The 19900-nt window shown below is 68.0% G+C and carries 20 protein-coding genes; 11 read left to right on the top strand and 9 right to left on the bottom strand.

The features are described from left to right. The first annotated feature begins 13 nt into the window (after positions 1 to 13). The 10 genes from E3U26_RS08720 (at position 14) to E3U26_RS08675 (ending at position 9409) form a co-directional block, all read left to right on the top strand. The gene (locus E3U26_RS08720) at positions 14 to 763 is read left to right on the top strand and encodes a hypothetical protein (protein ID WP_243785013.1); all 750 of its coding nucleotides are present in this window, start codon (positions 14 to 16) and stop codon (positions 761 to 763) included. Positions 764 to 802: 39 nt separating this feature from the next. Beyond that, entirely contained in the window at positions 803 to 1162 is a 360-nt protein-coding gene (locus E3U26_RS08715; protein ID WP_346428981.1) for a GNAT family N-acetyltransferase, read from the top strand. Positions 1163 to 1401: 239 nt separating this feature from the next. Then, positions 1402 to 2466, top strand: coding sequence for a multiple monosaccharide ABC transporter substrate-binding protein (gene chvE, locus E3U26_RS08710; RefSeq protein WP_243785010.1), 1065 nt, complete (start codon positions 1402 to 1404; stop codon positions 2464 to 2466). A 62-nt stretch (positions 2467 to 2528) separates the two neighbouring features. Continuing rightward, entirely contained in the window at positions 2529 to 4103 is a 1575-nt protein-coding gene (gene mmsA / locus E3U26_RS08705) for a multiple monosaccharide ABC transporter ATP-binding protein (RefSeq protein WP_243785009.1), read from the top strand. Further along, entirely contained in the window at positions 4096 to 5280 is a 1185-nt protein-coding gene (gene mmsB / locus E3U26_RS08700; protein ID WP_243785008.1) for a multiple monosaccharide ABC transporter permease, read from the top strand. The genes mmsA and mmsB overlap by 8 nt, the downstream gene beginning before the upstream one ends. A gap of 68 nt (positions 5281 to 5348) precedes the next feature. Next, positions 5349 to 6194 (top strand): 2-dehydro-3-deoxygalactonokinase, encoded by an 846-nt coding sequence (locus E3U26_RS08695; RefSeq protein ID WP_279578014.1) that lies wholly within the window; start codon positions 5349 to 5351, stop codon positions 6192 to 6194. Beyond that, positions 6191 to 6793 (top strand): 2-dehydro-3-deoxy-6-phosphogalactonate aldolase, encoded by a 603-nt coding sequence (locus tag E3U26_RS08690; RefSeq protein ID WP_243785006.1) that lies wholly within the window; start codon positions 6191 to 6193, stop codon positions 6791 to 6793. The genes E3U26_RS08695 and E3U26_RS08690 overlap by 4 nt, the downstream gene beginning before the upstream one ends. Further along, on the top strand, positions 6790 to 7635 hold the full coding sequence (locus tag E3U26_RS08685) for an SMP-30/gluconolactonase/LRE family protein (protein WP_243785005.1): 846 nt from the start codon (positions 6790 to 6792) through the stop codon (positions 7633 to 7635). Before E3U26_RS08690 ends, E3U26_RS08685 begins: the two co-directional genes overlap by 4 nt. Further along, positions 7632 to 8642 carry an aldose epimerase family protein gene (locus tag E3U26_RS08680; RefSeq protein WP_243785004.1) on the top strand — a complete coding sequence of 337 codons (1011 nt, stop codon included), beginning with the start codon at positions 7632 to 7634 and terminating at the stop codon, positions 8640 to 8642. Before E3U26_RS08685 ends, E3U26_RS08680 begins: the two co-directional genes overlap by 4 nt. Positions 8643 to 8686: 44 nt before the next feature. Beyond that, a complete protein-coding gene (locus E3U26_RS08675) occupies positions 8687 to 9409 on the top strand; it encodes a GntR family transcriptional regulator (RefSeq protein WP_036758671.1) in 723 nt (240 codons plus the stop codon). A gap of 115 nt (positions 9410 to 9524) precedes the next feature. Here E3U26_RS08675 and E3U26_RS08670 read toward each other — a convergent pair whose 3' ends face one another. The 3 genes from E3U26_RS08670 to E3U26_RS08660 form a co-directional block, all read right to left on the bottom strand. After that, on the bottom strand, positions 9525 to 10370 hold the full coding sequence (locus E3U26_RS08670; RefSeq protein WP_116223189.1) for an ureidoglycolate lyase: 846 nt from the start codon (positions 10368 to 10370) through the stop codon (positions 9525 to 9527). Positions 10371 to 10399: 29 nt separating this feature from the next. Next, positions 10400 to 11137: an SDR family oxidoreductase gene (locus E3U26_RS08665; protein WP_036758666.1), complete on the bottom strand. Its 738-nt coding sequence runs from the start codon at positions 11135 to 11137 to the stop codon at positions 10400 to 10402. Between the two features lie 87 nt (positions 11138 to 11224). Continuing rightward, positions 11225 to 12676 (bottom strand): aldehyde dehydrogenase family protein, encoded by a 1452-nt coding sequence (locus E3U26_RS08660; protein WP_243785002.1) that lies wholly within the window; start codon positions 12674 to 12676, stop codon positions 11225 to 11227. Positions 12677 to 12837: 161 nt separating this feature from the next. On the opposite strand from E3U26_RS08660, the gene E3U26_RS08655 reads away from it, so the two are divergent. Further along, positions 12838 to 13494, top strand: coding sequence for a peroxiredoxin (locus E3U26_RS08655; RefSeq protein WP_243785001.1), 657 nt, complete (start codon positions 12838 to 12840; stop codon positions 13492 to 13494). A 34-nt stretch (positions 13495 to 13528) separates the two neighbouring features. On the opposite strand, the gene E3U26_RS08650 is transcribed toward E3U26_RS08655, so the two are convergent. The 6 genes from E3U26_RS08650 to E3U26_RS08625 all read right to left on the bottom strand — a co-directional run bounded on the left by E3U26_RS08650 (position 13529) and on the right by E3U26_RS08625 (position 19788). Beyond that, positions 13529 to 14293, bottom strand: a complete 765-nt coding sequence (locus tag E3U26_RS08650) for a glycosyltransferase family 25 protein (protein ID WP_243785000.1) — start codon at positions 14291 to 14293, stop codon at positions 13529 to 13531. A 44-nt stretch (positions 14294 to 14337) separates the two neighbouring features. Then, positions 14338 to 14976, bottom strand: a complete 639-nt coding sequence (locus tag E3U26_RS08645) for a hypothetical protein (protein WP_499104743.1) — start codon at positions 14974 to 14976, stop codon at positions 14338 to 14340. A 112-nt stretch (positions 14977 to 15088) separates the two neighbouring features. Next, entirely contained in the window at positions 15089 to 15985 is an 897-nt protein-coding gene (locus tag E3U26_RS08640; protein ID WP_243784998.1) for a hypothetical protein, read from the bottom strand. A 1-nt stretch (position 15986) separates the two neighbouring features. Then, positions 15987 to 16733, bottom strand: coding sequence for a glycosyltransferase family 25 protein (locus tag E3U26_RS08635; RefSeq protein WP_166435619.1), 747 nt, complete (start codon positions 16731 to 16733; stop codon positions 15987 to 15989). A gap of 78 nt (positions 16734 to 16811) precedes the next feature. Beyond that, positions 16812 to 18956 (bottom strand): polyribonucleotide nucleotidyltransferase, encoded by a 2145-nt coding sequence (pnp, locus tag E3U26_RS08630; protein ID WP_036758720.1) that lies wholly within the window; start codon positions 18954 to 18956, stop codon positions 16812 to 16814. 241 nt (positions 18957 to 19197) lie between these two features. Continuing rightward, complete coding sequence (locus tag E3U26_RS08625) at positions 19198 to 19788, bottom strand: hypothetical protein (RefSeq protein ID WP_499104742.1); 591 nt, start codon at positions 19786 to 19788, stop codon at positions 19198 to 19200. Positions 19789 to 19900 lie beyond the last annotated feature (112 nt).

The raw sequence follows: 19900 nt of genomic DNA, 5'->3' as shown, positions 1-19900 counted from the left end.
GCGGTGGGTCGCGATGGCGAAAGGGATCGGAAAGACGGGAAAAGGCCGGGCCGGCAAGGGCAAAGCCCTTCCGCTGCGCCAGGTTCCCGACGCTTCCGACGGGCTGGACGAGGTCCGCGCCGCCATGGGCGAGGCGATCGAGCGGCTTTCCCGGCTCGAGGATGTCATGTGCGAGATGATCCAGGCCGGGCTTGCCCCCACCGTGGGCGGCGGCGAGGGGCTGATCGCCACCGGCCCGCCCAGGGAAATCGCCGAGGCCGAGGTCTCGGCCGCCCTTGCCGCGATCCTGGCCACCACGCCCAGGAGCGCCGAATCGCATACGACAGCCGGCCCGCAGGACGCGGCCGGCACCGCCGGAAGCGCGCCCGTTCCCGGCTATATCTCGCGCCGCATGCTGGTGGAACTGGCGGTCGGCCTGGGCGAAACCCCGCTGCATGCCCGACCCTGCGCCCGGCGGGGGTTGCACCTGGTCGGCGGCGCGCGCCGGGGCACGCCCGTGCCGCTTTACCTGCGGCTTGACCGGCACGTGCGCCTGCCGCTCGACTGCGGCTCGAATTCGCTGGAGATCGAGCGCCGGCTGGGCGGGCGCTGGCACCGCACCGGGCTGCGCGCCATCAAGGACGGCATGGGCGGGATCGGGATCGACATCGCCATGCTGGAACGGCTGGCCGGGCCGTTCTCGCCGGAATTGCGCCGCGCCCTGACGCTGGATTCCCGGCCGCCACCGAATCGCCACGGACCGCCCCGCCCGCAGCCTGGGTGACGGCCAGGCCCCTTGGCCGCAACGTCGCAAGCGCCGGGGATGGACCGGATCGGACCCGCCATGCGTTATGGCGGCAACGAGACGGAGGAAACCATGGTGCAACCGACCATCCATGTCACCCATGAGGATTACGGCAGCTCCGGCCGCTATGCCGTCGCCATGCCCGGAATCGAGGGCGAGGCGGAGTTGACCTGGCATGCCGGGGGGCCCGGCATCATCGTCGCCGACCACACCTATGCGCCCGACGCCATGCGCGGCTCGGGCGCCGCCGCCGCCATGGTGCGGCGGCTGGTTGCGGATGCGCGCGCCCGCGGCGTGCTGATCGTGCCGGCCTGCAGCTATGTGCGCGCCCAGTTCGAGCGAAATCCCGATTGGTCCGACCTCTGCGCCGATGCCTGAAGCCGCCCCGGCCGGCATCTGCATATCAATTGCGGTATGCAAACACACTTTCTGCATGATTGACGGACATATCGGCCGGGTCTAGCCTCGCGGTGGGATGGGTGGTCCGCGACCGCCGCCGCCGCGCGGAATCGTCGCAGGAGCCGGTTTTCCGCGTCCCGCGCAACAAGGGGGAAGCACCGGCTGGCCATGGCCGTGGAGGCGGCCGCCAACCGGGGCAATATCGACAGGGAGGATTTATGCGGAATCTCAGGAAATACGCCCTGGCTCTGGCCTCGGCGGCGGCGCTTTCGCTGCCCGGCCTGGCCGCGGCCGAGGGCATGGTCGGGATCTCGATGCCGACCAAGACCTCGGCGCGCTGGATCGACGACGGCAACAACATGGTCAAGCAGTTCCAGGAGGCGGGCTATCAGACCGACCTGCAATATGCCGACGACGACATCCCCAACCAGCTGGCGCAGATCGAGAACATGATCACCAAGGGCGTGAACGTGCTGGTGATCGCCGCCATCGACGGCACCACGCTGTCGAACGCGCTGGCCAATGCCAAGGCCGCGGACATCAAGGTCATCGCCTATGACCGGCTGATCCGCGACACGCCCGACATCGACTATTACGCCACCTTCGACAACTTCAAGGTCGGGGTCGAGCAGGCGACCACCCTGGTCGACGGGCTCAAGGAACGCTTCCCGGACGAAAAGCCCTGGAACGTGGAACTGTTCGGCGGCAGCCCGGACGACAACAACGCCTATTTCTTCTATGACGGCGCCATGTCGGTGATCCAGCCGCTGATCGACGAAGGCTCGGTGGTGGTCGCCTCGGGGCAGATGGGCATGGACAAGGTGGGCACGCTGCGCTGGGATCCGGCCACGGCCCAGGCGCGCATGGACAACATCCTGTCGGCCAATTACACCGACAAGCAGGTGCATGGGGTGCTGTCGCCCTATGACGGGCTGTCCATCGGCATCCTGTCGTCGCTGAAAGGCGTGGGCTACGGCTCGGGCGACCTGGCCATGCCCATCGTCACCGGCCAGGACGCCGAGATCCAGTCGGTCAAGTCGATCCTGTCCGGCGAGCAATATTCCACCATCTTCAAGGACACGCGCGAACTGGCCCGCGTCACCGTCGGCATGGTCAACGCGATGATGAAGGGCGAGCAGCCCGAGGTGAACGACACCGAAAGCTACGACAACGGCGTCAAGACCGTGCCCTCATACCTGCTGGAGCCGGTGGCCGTGACCGAAAAGAACCTTGCCGAGGTTCTGGTCGGCTCGGGCTATTATACCGAAGACCAGCTGAAGTGACCTTCGCGCGCCGCCGCAGGACTATTGCGGCGGCGCCATCCGCGTGACCGCAGGGGGTGGCCATGGACGCGATTCTGGAAATGCGGGGGATCACCAAGGAATTTCCCGGCGTGAAGGCCCTGGACGACGTCAACATGACCGTCCGGCGCGGCGAGATCCGCGCGCTGGTCGGCGAGAACGGCGCCGGCAAATCCACGCTGATGAAGGTGCTGTCGGGCGTCTATCCGCATGGCAGCTATCAGGGCGAAATCCTCTATGGCGGCCAGCCGATGGCGTTTCGCGACATCAAGGACAGCGAGGCGCAGGGCATCGTCATCATCCACCAGGAACTGGCGCTGGTGCCGCAGATGTCGATCGCCGAGAACATCTTCCTGGGCAACGAGATCGCCCAGCGTGGCGTCATCGACCGGCGCGAGACCAACCGCCGCACCGCCGAGCTGCTGGCGCAGGTCGGCCTGCGTGAAAGCCCGGAAACCAAGGTCGGCGGCCTGGGCATGGGCAAGCAGCAGCTGATCGAGATCGCCAAGGCGCTGTCGAAAAAGGTCGACCTGCTGATCCTGGACGAGCCGACCTCGTCGCTGAACGAGAACGACAGCGACGCGCTGCTGCGCCTGCTTGCCAGTTTCCGCGACCGGGGCATGACGGCGATCCTGATCTCGCACAAGCTCAACGAGATCAGCCAGGTCTGCGACAGCATCACCGTGCTGCGCGACGGCGCGACGGTGGCGCATCACGGCGGCATGGTCGAGGAATCGCGCATCATCCGCGACATGGTCGGCCGCTCGATGAACGACCGCTATCCGCCGCGCCAGCCGAAGGTGGGCGAGGTGGTGATGCAGGTCAGGGACTGGACCGTCGCCGATCCCGCGCGCGAAGGCCGCCTGCTGGTCAAGGGCGCCGGTTTCGAGCTGCGGCGCGGCGAGGTCTTGGGCATCGCCGGGCTGATGGGCGCGGGCCGCACCGAACTGGCGATGAGCCTGTTCGGCCGCTCGATGGGCGAATGGAAATCGGGCGCGGTCACGCTGCACGGCAAGCCGGCCGACCTGTCCACCGTGCCGCGCGCGATCCGCGCCGGGCTGGCCTATGTGACCGAGGACCGCAAGTCGCTGGGCCTGGTGCTGGACGACACCATCCGCCGCAACATCCCGCTGGCGAACCTGGCCGGCATCTCGGTCCGCGGCGTGGTGGACCGCCAGCGCGAGGGGGCGGTGGCGCGCGACTATCGCAGCCGCATCAACATCCGCTCGCCCTCGGTCGAAAGCCGGGCGGTGAACCTGTCGGGCGGCAACCAGCAAAAGGTGGTGCTGGCGAAATGGCTGTTCGCCGAGCCCGAGATCCTGATCCTGGACGAGCCGACGCGCGGCATCGACGTGGGCGCGAAATATGAAATCTACACCATCATCCGCGACCTTGCCGCCGCCGGTAAGTCGATCGTCGTCATCTCGTCGGAAATGCCCGAGCTGCTGGGCATCACCGACCGCATCCTGGTCATGAACGAGGGCCGGCTGGTGGGCGAGATGCCCACGGCCGAGGCCACGCAGGAACGCATCATGCAGGTCATCATCCGCTCGGGCCACGACCTGACCGACGAAACCGTCACCCCCGAGGAAATCGAGGCAGAGGCCGCCCATGTCTGACACGACCACCGAACGCCGCGGCGACACCTTCGGCTTCATCCGCCGCAACATTCGCGAATACGGCATCCTCTTTGCGCTGATCGTCATCATGGCCTTTTTCCAGGTGGTGACGGGCGGCATCCTGTTCCGGCCGGTGAACCTGACCAACCTGTTCCTGCAAAACAGCCATATCGTCATCATGGCGGTCGGCATGCTGCTGGTCATCGTCGCCGGCCATATCGACCTGTCCGTCGGCTCGGTCGCGGCCTTCGTGGGCGCGCTTTCGGCGCTGATGATCGTCCGGCTGGGCCTGCCGATCCCGGTCGTCGTGGTGCTGAGCCTGGCCGCCGGCACGGTGATCGGCGGCATCCAGGGCTATTGGATCGCCTATTGGAAGATCCCCAGCTTCATCGTCACCCTGGCGGGGATGCTGGTGTTTCGCGGCCTGACCATGTGGATCCTGCAAGGCCAGTCGATCGGCCCCTTCCCGCGCGAATTCCAGATGATCGCCTCGGGCTTCATCCCGGACCTCTTCGGCCCCGACAAGCCCAACACGCTGTCGCTGATCCTGGGCTGGGGCGCGGCGCTGGCGATCCTGTGGCTGCAGATCCGCGGCCGCAAGCGGGAAGAGGCGGTGGGCATCGTGGACGAGCCCTTCGCCTTCTTCGCCGCCAAGAACGCGCTGATCTTCCTGGCGCTGGTCTGGATGACCTGGGTACTGGCGAACTTCCGCGGCCTGCCGAATGTCTTCATGGTCATGGCGGTGCTGGTCGCGCTTTACGCCTTTGTGTCCGAGCGCACCACCATCGGCCGGCGCATCTATGCCATCGGCGGCAACGCCAAGGCGGCCAAGCTTTCGGGCATCAATGCCGAGCGGGTGGTGTTCCTGACCTTCATGAACATGGGGATGCTGGCGGCGCTGGCCGGGATCGTGGTCTCGGCCCGGCTGAACTCGGCCACGCCCAAGGCCGGCGTGGGGTTCGAACTTGACGTGATCGCGGCGGTGTTCATCGGCGGCGCCTCGATGGCGGGCGGCGTCGGCACGGTGATCGGCGCGGTGGTCGGCGCCTTCATCATGGGGGTGATGAACAACGGCATGTCGATCCTGGGCATCGGCATCGACTATCAGCAGGTCATCAAGGGGCTGGTGCTGATGGCCGCGGTGATCTTCGACGTCTCGAACAAGAGCAAGGCGTGACGCCCGAACCAACCGCCCCCGGCTGGATCGCCGTCGACTGGGGCACCACAAGGCTGCGCGCCTGGGCCATGCGCGGTACGCGGCCGGTGGACGCCCGCGCCTCGGACCGCGGCATGGGCAAGCTGGCCCCGGCCGGGTTCGAGCCGGCGCTGCTCGACCTGATCGGCGACTGGCTGCCCGCGGCCGGCCGGATGCGCATCATCGCCTGCGGCATGGCCGGCGCCCGCGGCGGCTGGGCCGAGGCCGAATACCGCGCCGTCCCCTGCCCGCCCATCGACCCGCGCCGCGCCATCCGCGCCCCCGCCCGCGACCCGCGGCTGGATGTCCGCATCCTGCCTGGCCTGTCCCAGGCCGAGCCGCCCGACGTCATGCGCGGCGAGGAAACCCAGATCGCCGGTTTCCTGGCCGAAAACCCCGGTTTCGACGGCACGCTCTGCCTGCCCGGCACGCATAGCAAATGGGTGCGCCTGTCGCGGGGCCGGGTCGAGCGTTTCCGCAGCTTCATGACCGGAGAGGTCTTTTCGCTGCTTGCCGGCCAGTCGGTGCTGCGGCTGACCATCGACGCGGCCCGCCCCGACCCCGCGGCCCTGGCCGAAGCCGGGGCCGAGGCGCTGGCCGATCCCCATGCCGCGCAATCCGGGCTGTTTCCCCTGCGCGCCGCCGCCCTGCTGCAGGGGCTGGCGCCGGAACGGGCGGCGGGCCGCCTTTCGGGCCTGCTGATCGGCGCCGAACTGGCCGCGGCGCGCGACTTCTGGCAGGACGGCCCGACCGCGATCATCGGCGCACCCGACCTGGCGCGGCTTTACGAAACCCTGCTGCTGGCGGCCGGCGCGCAGGCATGCCACAAGGACGGCACGGCGCTGGTCCTGGCCGGCCTTGCCGCCGCCAGCCTCGATTTGCCGGAGGACACATGACCCTGCCCATCATCGCCATCCTGCGCGGCCTGACCCCGGCCGAGTCCCTGCCCGTCGCCCGCGCCCTGGTCGATGCCGGCATCGACCGCATCGAGGTGCCGCTGAACTCGCCCGAACCGCTGGAAAGCATCCGGCTGATGACAGGGGGGCTGGCCGGGCAGGCGATCATCGGCGCCGGAACCGTGCTGACGGTGGATGAGGTCGCGCAGGTGGCCGATGCCGGCGGGCGGATGATCGTCTCGCCCAATGCCGATCCGGCGGTGATCGGCGCGACGCGGGCGCGCGGCCTGCAATCCTGGCCCGGCGTCTTCACCGCCACCGAATGCTTCGCCGCCATCGCCGCGGGCGCGACCGGGCTGAAGCTGTTTCCCGCCGACCAGGCCGGCACCGGCACGCTCAGGGCGCTGCGCGCGGTGCTGCCGCGCGACATGCCCGTCTATGCCGTGGGCGGCGCCGGCCCGGCGAATTTCGCCGAATGGCTGAATGCCGGGGCGCAGGGCTTCGGCATCGGCAGCGCGCTCTATCGCCCCGGCGACGGGGCCGAGACGGTCGCGGCCCGCGCGCGCGACATCGTGGCGGCGCTGCGGGCCTGCGCATGAACGCGCGGGTCTTCGACCCCCGCATCTGCGAACTGGGCGAAGGCGCCTTCTGGCATCCCGAACGCGCCCAGCCCTTCTGGTTCGACATCCTCGGCCGCCGGCTTTTGTCGCGGCTGGACGACGGGACCGCGCTGGAATGGCGATTCGACGAGATGGTCTCGGCCGCGGGCTGGATCGACCGCGACCGCCTGCTGATCGCCAGCGAAACCGGGCTGATCCGCTTCGACCTGCGCGACGGCCGCCAGGAGCGGCTGGCCGCGCTGGAAGCCGACCGGCCCGGCAACCGCTCGAACGACGGGCGGGCCGATGCTTTCGGCGGTTTCTGGATCGGCACGATGGAACGCGACGGAAGGGCTGGAAAGGGGGCGATTTATCGCTATCTTGACGGAGAGTTGCGCCTGCTGCGGGGGAACATGTCCATCCCGAATGCGATCTGCTTTTCTCCCGACGGTCGCCTGGCCTATTTCGCCGACACCGCCGCCCAGACCGTCTGGTCGCAAGACCTGGACGCGCGCGGCTGGCCCTGCGCCGAGGCCCGCGTCTTCCTGGACCTGGCCGGGACCGACCAGTTCCCCGACGGCGCCGTCACCGACGCGCAGGGGCGGTTCTGGAACGCGCGCTGGGGCAGCGGCGCGGTCGCCTGCCATGCGCCGGACGGCCGCCTGCTGCGCCGCCTGTCCCTGCCCGCCAGCCAGCCCAGCTGCCCGGCCTTCGGCGGCCCCGGCCTTGCGCAGCTGATCGTGACCAGCGCCGCCGAGGGCCGGCACGGGCCGCAGGACGGCCGGACCTGGCTGCTGGATCCCGACGCCCAGGGCCGGCCGGAACCGCGGGTCCGGGCATGATGCCACGCACATTCGGCCTGCTGCCGGACGGTCGGCCGGTGATGCAGGCGACGATCTCGGGCCATGGGCTGACGGCCTCGGTCATCACGCTGGGGGCCTCGCTCCAGGATCTGCGGCTGGCCGGGATCGGGCATCCGCTGGTGCTGGGCTTTCCGCGGCTCGCGCCCTATCTGGACGAGGGCCGCTATTTCGGCGCGGTGATCGGGCGCTATGCCAACCGCATCGCCCATGGACGCGCGACGCTGGACGGGCCAAGGCTGCAGCTGGACCGCAACCAGGACGGCCGCCACATGCTGCACGGCGGCCACGATGGCTGCGGCACGCGCAACTGGATGCTGGCCGACTGGGACGAAAGCTCGGTGGCGCTGGCCGATCACCTGCCTGCGGGCCACATGGGCTTTCCCGGCGCCATGCTGATCCGCGCGACCTGGTCCATCCTGCCCGGCCCGGTCCTGATGCTGACCATCCTGGCCACCTCGGACGACACCACCTTCTGCAACTTCGCCCAGCACAGCTATTTCAACCTGGATGGCACCGATACCGTGGCCGGCCACCGGCTGACCGTCCCGGCCGAAACCTACCTGCCGGTGGACGAGGACATGATCCCGCTGGGCGCGCCCGCAGCGGTCCAGGGCACGCATCTGGATTTCCGCAATCCCGTCACCCTGGCCGAGCGGCTCAAGGGGCCGCGCATCGACCACAACCTCTGCCTTTCGGACCGGCGCCGCATCGTGCCGCGCAAGGCGGCGGTGCTGCAGGCGGGCGGGCTGATGATGACCCTGCGCTCGACCGAGCCGGGGCTGCAAGTCTATGCCGGCGAACACCTGGCGCCCGGCGCGCCCGGCCTTGGCGGCCGGCCCTATGGCCGCCATGCCGGCATCGCGCTGGAATCGCAGCTCTGGCCGGACGCGCCCAACCATGCCGGCTATCCCTCGGCGCGGCTGGAGGCGGGGCAGCTCTACCGCCAGACCACGGTGATGAGCTTTCACCGCAGCCCCAAAGGTTGACGCAAGGTCCGGTCCCGAACTAATGCGGGTTCCAGGGAGGATTCATGGACCCCGCATCGACCGAAACCCTTTCCGCCACGGGGGGCCCGCCGCCCTTCGCGGCGCAATTGCACGCCCGCCTGCGCCAGCGCATCATCCGCGGCGAGCTGCCGCCCGGCACGCGCCTCTCCGAACAGGAGATCGCCGACCAATGCGCCCTGTCGCGCCAGCCTGTGCGCGAGGCCTTCATCCGCCTCGCCGGCGAGGGCCTGCTCGAGGTGCGGCCGCAGCGCGGCACCTTCGTCACCCGCATCGACATGGAATGGGTGCTGTGTACGCGCTTCATCCGCGAATCGGTCGAGGCCGACACCGTCCGCCTGGCCGCCGCCTGCGCCCCGCCCCAGGATTGCGAGGCCCTGTTCGCCCAGATCGCCCGGCAAGAGGCCGAGGCCGATCCCACCGCGCTGGCCCAGCTGGACGAGGAATTCCACGCCACCCTGGCCGCGATCGCCGGCAAGGCAAGGGTCTGGAGCCACCTGCAGCAGATGAAGATGCATCTCGACCGCGCCCGCCACCTGCTGACGGCGATGACGCCCAAGGACACCATGCTGGCCCAGCACCGCGCCGTGGCCGAGGCCATCGCCGCCCGCGACCCCGACCGGGCCGAGGCCGCCATCCGCCAGCACCTGCGCCGCGTGCTGCTGGACCTGCCCGGCGTGCTGCGGCTGTCGCCCGACTATTTCACCAAGACCGACACGCTGGCGGAAACCCTGGCCGCCGAAAGCTGACGGCCTTCTTCGTTCTCCAAATACCCATTGCGACCGCGCCGCCGGCCGCTGCCTTGCCAGCTTCCGCGCAGCCTCTCCGCTTCACCGTTTCCGAAATACGCGCCCACCCGCGCGGTCAATCGCGGCAGCGCACCCTCTGGCGCTGCTCGCCCAGGCCCTCGATGCCCAGCCGCATGACCTCGCCCCCGCGCAAGAACACCGGCGGCGTCGCGCCCATGCCGACTCCCGGCGGCGTGCCCGTCGTGATCACATCCCCCGGCATCAGCGTCATCAGCCGCGAGCAATAGGCGACGATCTCGGCCACGCCGAAGATCATCGTCGCGGTCGAGCCCTGCTGGCGGCGCAGCCCATCCACCTCCAGCCACAGCTCCAGCGCCTGCGGGTCGGGCACCTCGTCGCGCGTCACCAGCCAGGGGCCGATCGGGCCGAAGGTATCGAAGCCCTTGCCCTTGTCCCAGGTGCCGCCGCGCTCGGCCTGCCATTCGCGCTCGCTCACGTCGTTGACCACGCAATAGCCGGCGACATGGTCCAGCGCCGCCGTCTCGGAAACATGGCTCGCGCGCGAACCGATGACCACGCCCAGCTCGACCTCCCAATCGGTCTTCTGCGCGCCGGGCGGGATCACCACGTCGTCGTCCGGGCCGATGATGCAGCTGGTCCATTTGTTGAACACCACCGGCTCGGCCGGCACCGGCAACCCGGCCTCGGCGGCGTGGTCGGCATAGTTCAGCCCGATGGCGACGAATTTCGGCACCTGGCCCACGCAGGGCCCCAGCCGCGGCTGTCCCGAGACGATGGGCAGCCCATCCAGGTCCAGCGCCGCGATCCCGGCCAGCCCCTCGGGCCCCAGCACCGCGCCGGCGATGTCGGCGACATGGGCCGACAGGTCGCGGATGCGGCCCTCAGCGTCCAGAAGCCCCGGCTTTTCCCGGCCCGGCGGGCCATAGCGCAGCAGTTTCATCCCTAATCCTTTCGCTTGTCCGGGCCCGTTCAGCCGCGCCCGACAAAGGGCATGTTCGTCGCCATCACCGTCATGTGCAGCACATTGGCGCCCTCGGGCAGGCTGGCCATGTGCAGCACCGCCTCGGCCACGTTCGCGGCGTCCATCACCGGCTCGGGCCGGATCGAGCCGTCGGCCTGCGGCGCGCCCTGCGTCGCCACGGCGGCAATCATCTCGGTCGCGGCATTGCCGGCGTCGATCTGGCCGCAGGCGATGCCGAACGGCCGCCCGTCCAGCGCCAGCGTCCGCGTCAGCCCCGTCACCGCGTGCTTCGAGACCGTATAGGGCACCGAGCCGGGGCGCGGCGCCTCGGCCGCGATCGAGCCGTTGTTGATGATCCGCCCGCCCATCGGCTGCTGCCGCCGCATCTGCCGGAAAGCGGCGCGGGCGCACAGGAACATGCCGTCGATGTTCACCCGCGCCACGCCCTGCCACTCCTCCCAGGAAATCTCGTCGATCAGGCGCGAGATCAGGATGGCGCCGGCATTGTTGAACAGCACGTCCAGCCGTCCCCATTGCGCCACCGCGCGGGCAAAGGCGGCATCGACCGCCTCGGGCACCGTCACGTCGCAGGGCAGGACCAGCGCCTGCGGATGGCCGTCCGCGGTCTCGGCCAGCGCCGCCTCGCGCCGGCCGATCAGCCCGACGCGCCAGCCGGCGTCAAGAAACCGCCGCGCGGTCAGCCGGCCGATGCCGCTGCCGCCGCCGGTGATCAGGATGGTCTTCATCTGTCGCGCCCCCTCGGCTTTCGCGGCGCGGATGCTAGCGGCACGGCCCCGCAAGGAAAAGGGCCGCCCGCCAGGCGGCCCCGCACGTCAGGCATCGGGATCCCAGCCGCTGATCTGCTTGCTGTCCATGAACTCCTCCAGCCCCCAGACGCCGCCCTCGCGCGCCCGGCCCGAGGCCTTGACGCCGCCGAAGGCCGAGCCCCTGCCCCGGCCCTGCCCGTTCATCTCGACCATACCGGCGCGCAGCTGCCGCGCCAGCCGGTTGCGCCGTGCGCCGTCGCTGGTCTGGACGTAATTGGTCAGGCCATAGATTGTGTCGTTGGCGATCGCGACCGCCTCTTCCTCGCTGTCGAAGGGGATGATCGACAGCACCGGGCCAAAGATCTCCTGCCGGGCGATGGTCATGTCGTTGGTCACGTCGGCAAAGACCGTCGGGCGAACGAAATAGCCGCGATTGACGCCCTCGGGCAGGCCGGGGCCGCCGGCGACCAGGCGCGCGCCCTCGTCGATGCCCTTCTGGATCAGGTCCTGGATCTTGTCCCATTGCTGCTTGCTGACCACGGGGCCGATATGGCGCCCCGGCTGGTGGGCCGTCGCCACCGCGGTCTCCTCGGCCACCTTGCGGGCCTGCTCGACCGCGGTTTCATAAAAGGACCGCTCGACCAGCATCCGCGTCGGCGCGTTGCAGGACTGGCCGCTGTTGTAGAAGCAATGCCGCGCCCCGCGCGTCACCGCCTTGTCGTCGGCATCGGCAAAGACCAGGTTGGCGCCCTTGCCGCCCAGCTCCAGCGCCACCTTCTTCAGCGTATCGGCGGCCGCCTTGGTGATGGCGATGCCGGCGCGGGTCGAGCCGGTAAAGCTGATCATGTCCACGTCGGGATGCACCGAAAGCTGCGAGCCCACGCCCGCGCCGTCGCCGTTCACCATGTTGTAGACCCCCGGCGGCAGCCCGGCCTCGTCCACGATCTCGGTAAAGACGACCGAGGACAGCGGCGCGATCTCGCTGGGCTTCAGCACCACGGTATCGCCGGCCAGCAGCGCCGGGATCACCTTCAGCGTGACCTGGTTCATCGGCCAGTTCCAGGGCGTGATCAGCCCGACCACGCCGACCGGCTCCCATGCCACCATGCTGGTCGGCGTGTCGGGGCGCAGCGGCCGGATGAACTCGAAATCCCGGAACGCGTCGATGAAGGTCTCGATGTGATAGCTGCCCGCCGCGGCCTGGTCGTTCAGCGACATGTCCTGCGGCGCGCCCATCTCGGCACTGATGGCGGCGGCCATGTCGGGCGCGCGGCGCTTGTAGATTTCCAGGATCTTCTCGACATGGGCCAGCCGCTGGGCCGGGGGCGTCGCCGCCCAGGCCGGGAAGGCCATCTTGGCCGCGGCCACCGCCGCATCGGTGTCGGCCTGGCCGCCCAGGCTGATCACCGCCACCGACTCCTCGGTCGAGGGGTCGATCACCTCCAGGTCGTTGGGTGCGCGCGGCGCAACCCATTCGCCGCCTATGTAGAATTTCCGCTTGTCGGCAAGTCCGCTCATGAGAGCCTCCCTTGATCTGCGATTGGCCCGCAGACTGGCACCCGCAAGACCGGGCTGCAAGCCGCAGCGGCCCTGCGAATTATCACGACTGAACAGATCGAGTTGGACAATCCGCCGCAGATGCCTATCTTGTCGCCGAAGGCCAACCGAAAGGATCTGCAATGTCCCTGCGCATCAACGACACCGCCCCGGATTTCACCGCCAATTCGACCGAGGGCCAGATCAGTTTCCACGACTGGATCGGTGACAGCTATGCGGTTCTTTTCTCGCATCCGCGCGATTTCACCCCGGTCTGCACCACGGAATTCGGCGTGGTGGCGCAGCTGGTGCCCGAGTTCGAGAAGCGCGGCACCAAGGTTCTGGGCGTCTCGGTCGATTCGGCCGAGGACCACGGCAAATGGAAGGCCGACATCGAGAAGGTCGCAGGCGTCCCGGCGAATTTCGCCATCATCGACGACACCGAACTGACGGTGGCCAAGGCCTATGACATGCTGCCGGCCGACTATTACCTGCCGGCCGAGGGCCGTACGCCGCAGCATTCGGCCACGGTGCGCACGGTCTTCATCATCGGGCCGGACAAGAAGGTGCGGCTGACGATGACCTATCCGATGTCGGTCGGCCGCAACTTCGCCGAGATCATCCGCGCGCTGGATGCGGTGCAAAAGACCGACGGCGTGCCGCTGGCCACCCCGGCGAACTGGGAACCGGGCCAGGACGTGATCGTGGCGCTGGCGCTGGACGACGCGGCGGCCGAGGCGAAATACGGCCAGCTGAACAAGGCGCTGCCCTATCTGCGCTTTGCCAAGGATCCGGCCTGATCCTGCAAAGGCCGCGGCACCGCCCGCGGCCTTTCTACCGGCGCGCCAGCCGCCGCTTGTGGCGCCACGCGATCAGCTTGTTGACGATCTGCCGGCGTTGCTTGATCAATCCGTAAAGCGGGTGCCGCCCGCCTGCCGACCGCTTGCCCTTGCCGTCTTCGATCTGGCTTTCCACGCCGGTCGTCGTGACCAGAGACGGCCAGACCGCCAGTCCGCGGTCGTTGCGGGTCAGCCAGTGGCGGAAATGATTGTCCACGCCCGCCGTGATGCGCCGATGGGTGCGGACAAAGGTTTCGGCCCCCTGCCGCGACCAGAGCAGCGCGGTGGCCGTCATCGGAAAGTAATGGGCGCGGGTCAGCTCATGATGCCGACCCGCAACCTCGAACCCCATGACCGGGGTATAGATCTTGTGCTGTCTGGCGCCGAGATTGATCAGATCCCAGTCGCGATCATGCCGGTCCAGCCAGCCCATGAGGATGCGCATCCCCTCGGCAAAGCCAGGCTGCAGCTGCATGTCATCCTCGAACACCAGGCCATATTCGGCGCCGCTGTCCAGAAAGCGCCGCGCACAGTCGAGATGGCTGAGATAGCAGCCGATCTCGCCCCCGCGCAAAGGCCGGCCCATATAGGCCATCGCCCCGGCGGGATCGTAATCGGGAAATTCCTCGACCCGCAGCGCCCTGCCGTCAAAGGCCGGGACGCGCTCGAAGGGCACGCCCGCCTCGTCCAACTGCCGGGAGGCTGAACGAAGCCGCTCGTCCGAGCCGTCCAGGTTGATGAGATAGGCGGGAAGGCGCATCTATCCGCCCCTCGCGACCAAGCAATCCGACAAGCCAAGGACACTCATGTCTCGTCCTCCCACCAACCGGTGCGGTCGCGACGGTGCAGCGCCCGGAGCCGGGCAAAAGCCGTATCGTTGACCTGCATCCGATCATAGACCGTCTTGAGGATCATCCCCGCAGAACCGGCGGCGAAGAAGGGCTCCAGCCGCCAATACATGTTGCGGAGCGTATCGTCGGTGCCGACGGTAAAAACCGACATCCCCTCGAAAAGCGGAACCAGTTCGGTCTGGAGTTCTTCGATCCGCTCCGGCAGCGGCGCCGATGTCTCCGCACCGCGGACATAGCGGTCGGATTCACCGATCTTGACGGTATTGGCCAGAAGCGAGGCCATCATCGCGACCGCGCGGGCCTGCGGATCAGGGCCATGGTCGGCAAAGGTATCCGCCGCCGAGATCAGCCAGCGCAGGTTCAGGTGCCGACACAGAAACTCCGCCTCCTGCGCCCAAAGCGCGGTGAATTGGCCGAGACTTTCGGCCAGCCGCACCTCGCGACGGATCAGAACGATCAGCGTGGCGTGATGCAGCAAAAGCTCCGGGCGGCCCGAAAACTCGCAGCGCAGGTTCGCCAAGTGTCGCTCCAGCGACTTATCCGAGCCGCGGGTCTGCACCGGCTCGCCCGCCTGGACGATCCGCTCGCGCATCGCGACCAGGTCGGGGGCGGCCAAGACATGTCGCCGCGCGCCCCAGCGCTTGCGATGCTGATTGAGCGAAAAGAAGCGCTCTAGCCGGGATTTCCTGCGCCTGACCATTCGCCTATGCCCGCCGCGAGACGATCGCGTCCAGTTGCGGATCGAAACTGAAATCAAGGTTCGCCAGCGCGGCGCGATAGCCAGCGCTCAGGTCGTCGCTTCCGATCTCATCCTTCGGCCGGGCCGAGGCGTTCACATAGGCCTTGAGCCGGCGCGATGCCTGTTTCTGGTCGATGAAGGGCCGGATCTTGCGCTCGAACGGATAGTAGAACAGCCTGTCACGCAGATCGCGGATCTTGGGCCGGGGAGTGCGGGACACCCCGTCATTGAACCATTGGCTCGCCAGCGCCGTTTCGCGAGCGGTGCGGAACCAGGCCAGGCTGAAAAGCACCTGATCCCAGACATTCGGATGCTGGTCGCAAAGCCGCACCCATTCCGCCAGCAACCGGCCTACTGCCTTGGTGGCATTAAAGTAGATCAGCCCCGACATATCCTCCCACCCCGCACGGCGGACGAAAGCCACATCAAAGGGGTTGCCCATCAGAAAGCTGGGCGGCCGCAGGATCGCCGCATCCGCGTCGATCCAGCAGACCGGGCGGCCGCTGTCTTGCCAGGCCGCCTGGATCACCCGCGCCTTGAGCCCGGTATTGGCGACCCATGACCCGCGCGACGCCACCGGCTCGATCCGATGGGGCAGGCCGTGGCGGTCCAGCGATGCGCGCAATTCGGCCGCCAGCGCCTCATATGGCGTATCGGTGGTATAGTAGGACACGAAAAGCGGCGGCTCGCCCTGGGGGGTTTCGTAAAGCGCAATCTCTTGCGTGAGATCGGCCGTGCAGGCCAGATCGACACCGTCCGGGCGGCGCAGATGCGCAATCACCCTGCCCCGCGGGTCCGCCAGCGCCTCTGGCACCGGCCGGAAGGACAGGCCCGCCCCTGCGATATAATCCGAAGGTGTCATGCTAGGAGTCCACGCGGCGCGCCAGCCTGCGCCGAACAAGCCCGCGGTAATAACTTGCCTTAAGGAAACGGGCCGGATTCCTCTTTTCACAGGGCCGCTGCATCTCCGCAACGGTTCGCTCCTGGGCTAGATGCGAAAGCCCCTGTCCCGGAGGGGCATGATGCACGACACGCGGGGCGACCAACCAAGCTCGCGAATCATACAAGTCCACGGGCCAGTCGGACACGAAACTGACCGGGGTCATCGCCTGCAACAGCTCATGCGCCATGTTTCGGGACAGCGTGTAGCCGGTGCAGCCCGATGCCCGTCGCGTCGGACGATACATCAACCACCGACCGGCTTTCCTGCGTTGCCAGGGCAGCGCGCGGCCGGAATAGTGATACAGCAAGGCCAACGTATCGGTCAAATGGTGCCCCGCACGAATGAAGTCGGGAAAGTCCGGCGTCAGGATTGCATCATCCTCAAGCACGAGCGCCCCATCAAGACCCTCGGCCATGATAATCTCGTAAATACGCCGATGCGACAAGGCGCAGGCAAATTCCGAATCCGTCATCGGCCGTTTCAGTCGATCCTGAGCGGCGTCGCGGTCGATCATCGGCAAGTATTCCGGCGGCAGGCCCCGCCGTCCATCGACCCCGTAGACCAGGCGCCATTGCAAGCCGTTTTCGGCAAGCCGGTCCAACAATGGCTGACGACGCGCCTCGTCGCCTGCCAATGTCAATACGAAGATCGGCCAATTCGTCTGCATCGTTGATATCCCGTCCCGCCGAACATGGAGGAGCCCCGGCATTGCCGAGGCTCCAACAGTCGAATCGCGGCGAAAGCCTCAGCCTTCGGCCGATTCCTCTTTCTTCTCGGTGATCTCTTCACCGGTCTCTTGGTCGACCATCTTCATGCCCAGGCGCACCTTGCCGCGGTCGTCGAAGCCCAGCAGCTTGACCTTGACCTCCTGGCCCTCCTTCAGCACCTCGTTGGGGTGGTTCAGGCGCTTGTTGGCGATCTGGCTGACATGCACCAGCCCGTCGCGCTTGCCGAAGAAGTTCACGAAGGCGCCGAAATCGACCAGCTTCACGACCTTGCCGACATAGACCTTGCCCTCTTCCGGCTCGGCCACGATCGAATAGATCATGTCATAGGCCTTCTTGATCGAATCGGCATTGGCCGAGGCGATCTTGATGGTGCCGTCGTCGCTGATGTCGACTTTCGCACCCGAGGTCTCGACGATCTCGCGGATCACCTTGCCGCCCGAGCCGATCACTTCGCGGATCTTGTCGGTCGGGATGGTCATCGTCTCGATGCGCGGGGCATGGGCGCTGAACTCGCGCCGGCCTTCGGACAGCGCCTTGGACATCTCGGCCAGGATGTGCAGCCGGCCGTCCTTGGCCTGGGCCAGCGCCTGCTCCATGATCTCGGGCGTGATGCCCGCGACCTTGATGTCCATCTGCAGGCTGGTGATGCCGTTTTCCGTGCCCGCGACCTTGAAGTCCATGTCGCCCAGGTGGTCCTCGTCGCCCAGGATGTCGGTCAGCACCGCCCAGCGGCCGTCCTCTTCCAGGATCAGGCCCATGGCGACGCCGGCGACCGGCGCCTTCAGCGGCACGCCCGCATCCATCATCGACAGCGAACCGCCGCAGACCGAGGCCATCGAGGACGAGCCGTTCGACTCGGTGATCTCGGAAACCACGCGGATGGTATAGGGGAAGTCGGTCGCGGCCGGCAGAACGGCCTGCAGCGCACGCCAAGCCAGCTTGCCATGGCCGATCTCGCGACGGCCGGGGCTGCCGACGCGGCCCACCTCGCCCACCGAATAGGGCGGGAAGTTGTAGTGCAGCAGGAAGTTCGAGCGGGAATTGCCATGCAGCGCGTCGATGATCTGCTCATCGTCGCCGGTGCCCAGCGTGGTCACGACCAGCGCCTGCGTCTCGCCGCGGGTGAACAGCGACGAGCCATGGGTGCGCGGCAGGAAGCCGACTTCGCAGTCGATGGGCCGCACGGTCTTGTTGTCGCGGCCGTCGATACGCGGGCGGCCGTCGATGATGCCGCCGCGCAGGATGCCCGATTCCAGCTTCTTCAGCGCCGAGCCCAGGTTCGGGTCGAGCCGCTCTTCCTCGGTCAGCCCTTCGAGGATCTTCACCTTCACGGCCTCGATGGTGTCGCGGCGCTCACCCTTGTCGTGGATGGCATAGGCGGCACGCATCTCGGTCTCGCCCAGCGATTTCACGCGGGCGTAAAGCGGGCTGTAATCCGGCGAGGCGAAGGGGAAGGGTTCCTTGGCGGCGGCCTCGGCCAGGTCGATGATCAGGTCGATCACCGGCTGCATCGCCTCGTGGCCAAATTTCACCGCGCCCAGCATCTCGGCCTCGGTCAGCTCATAGGCTTCCGATTCGACCATCATCACCGCGTCGCGGGTGCCGGCGACCACCAGGTCCAGCCGCTGCTCGGGGTTGCCGCGCAGCTGGTCCATGTCCTGCACCTCGGGGTTCAGGACGTATTCGCCATTGGCGAAGCCGACGCGGGCGGCGGCGATCGGGCCCATGAAGGGCACGCCGGAAATCGTCAGCGCGGCCGAGGCGGCGATCATGGCGACGATGTCGGGATCGTTGACCAGATCGTGGCTCAGCACCGTGCACATCACCAGCACTTCATGCTTGAAGCCGGGGGCGAACAGCGGGCGGATCGGACGGTCGATCAGGCGCGCGGTCAGGGTTTCCTTTTCCGAAGGCCGGGCCTCGCGCTTGAAGAAACCGCCGGGGATCTTGCCGGCGGCATAGTATTTTTCCTGGTAATGCACCGTCAGGGGAAAGAAGTCCTGGCCGGGCTTGGGTTCTTTCGCGAAAGTGACGTTGGCCATCACGCTGGTCTCGCCCAGGGTGGCGATGACCGAGCCGTCGGCCTGGCGGGCAACCTTGCCCGTTTCCAGCGTGAGCGTTTCCTGGCCCCACTGGATGGATTTCTTCACTTCATCAAACATCTGGTTTCCTCTGGCGACGCGCCGGCCCTTCCGGTCGCGTCCCGTGTCAAATGGCGGCCCCATTGCCGCCGCCCCTATCCTTCGCATGTGCCCAGGGGCCTGGCGTCACGTCACAGATGGAGACGCCCCATACAGGAAATCAAGGCACATGGAAAGTGGCTTGGCATCCGCCCCGCCCCTGCGAATCGAAGCGGGCGGCGCCCGGTCGGCAGCCGCCCGCCTTGTTCCGCGCATGGGGCGATCAGGCCACGGCCAGCGTTCTGGACGCGGCGGCTTCCTGATCGGCCTTCAGCACCTTCACCGCCTTTTCGGTCCTTTCGGCGGCCGCGTCGGTCGGCCAGGGCCGGGTGCTGAGCGCGGCGACGCGATCGACCATGGTCTGCACGCCCTCCCTGTCCTGGGCCTTGATCGCCCAGGCGCGGGCCAGCGCCTCGGCATCGGGATCGGCGGCTTGGGCCGCGCTTCTGGCCGCGGCTGCGGCTGGGGCCGCAACCTCGTCCGGGGTGGCCGCATCAACCCCGCCGGACGCGGCCGCCGCCTGGGCCGGAGCCTGCGCGGCCAGTACCACGGCGGCCGGCCCCGCTGCCGCCTCCGCCGGATCGGCGCCCCCGGCCGGGGCCTGGGCCGCGGCAGGGGCTGCAGCCTCGGGCACCGGGTGCTTCGCGGCCGCGGCGGCGACAGGGGCCGGTGGTTCATCGGCCGGGGCCGCGCCATCGGCAGAAGCCTGCATCGCTTGGGACGAGAAGTCGAACCGGACCCCGTCGCCATCCTCGGGCTTCACGCCCAGCAGCGATCCGGCCAGTGTATCGACGGCGTTCGAGACAGCCTGCAAGGGCGTCGAACCGGCCCCCGAGGCGGCGGCTGGGGCAGAAGAGGAAATAGGCTTGAAAAGTGAACTGATTACCATCTTACGATCTCCATCTTGAAGACAGCCACAGGATAAA

The organism is Paracoccus ferrooxidans (assembly GCF_029909815.1).
Classification (GTDB): Bacteria; Pseudomonadota; Alphaproteobacteria; order Rhodobacterales; family Rhodobacteraceae; genus Paracoccus; species Paracoccus versutus.
This window is presented reverse-complemented; position numbering and strand designations above follow the sequence as displayed.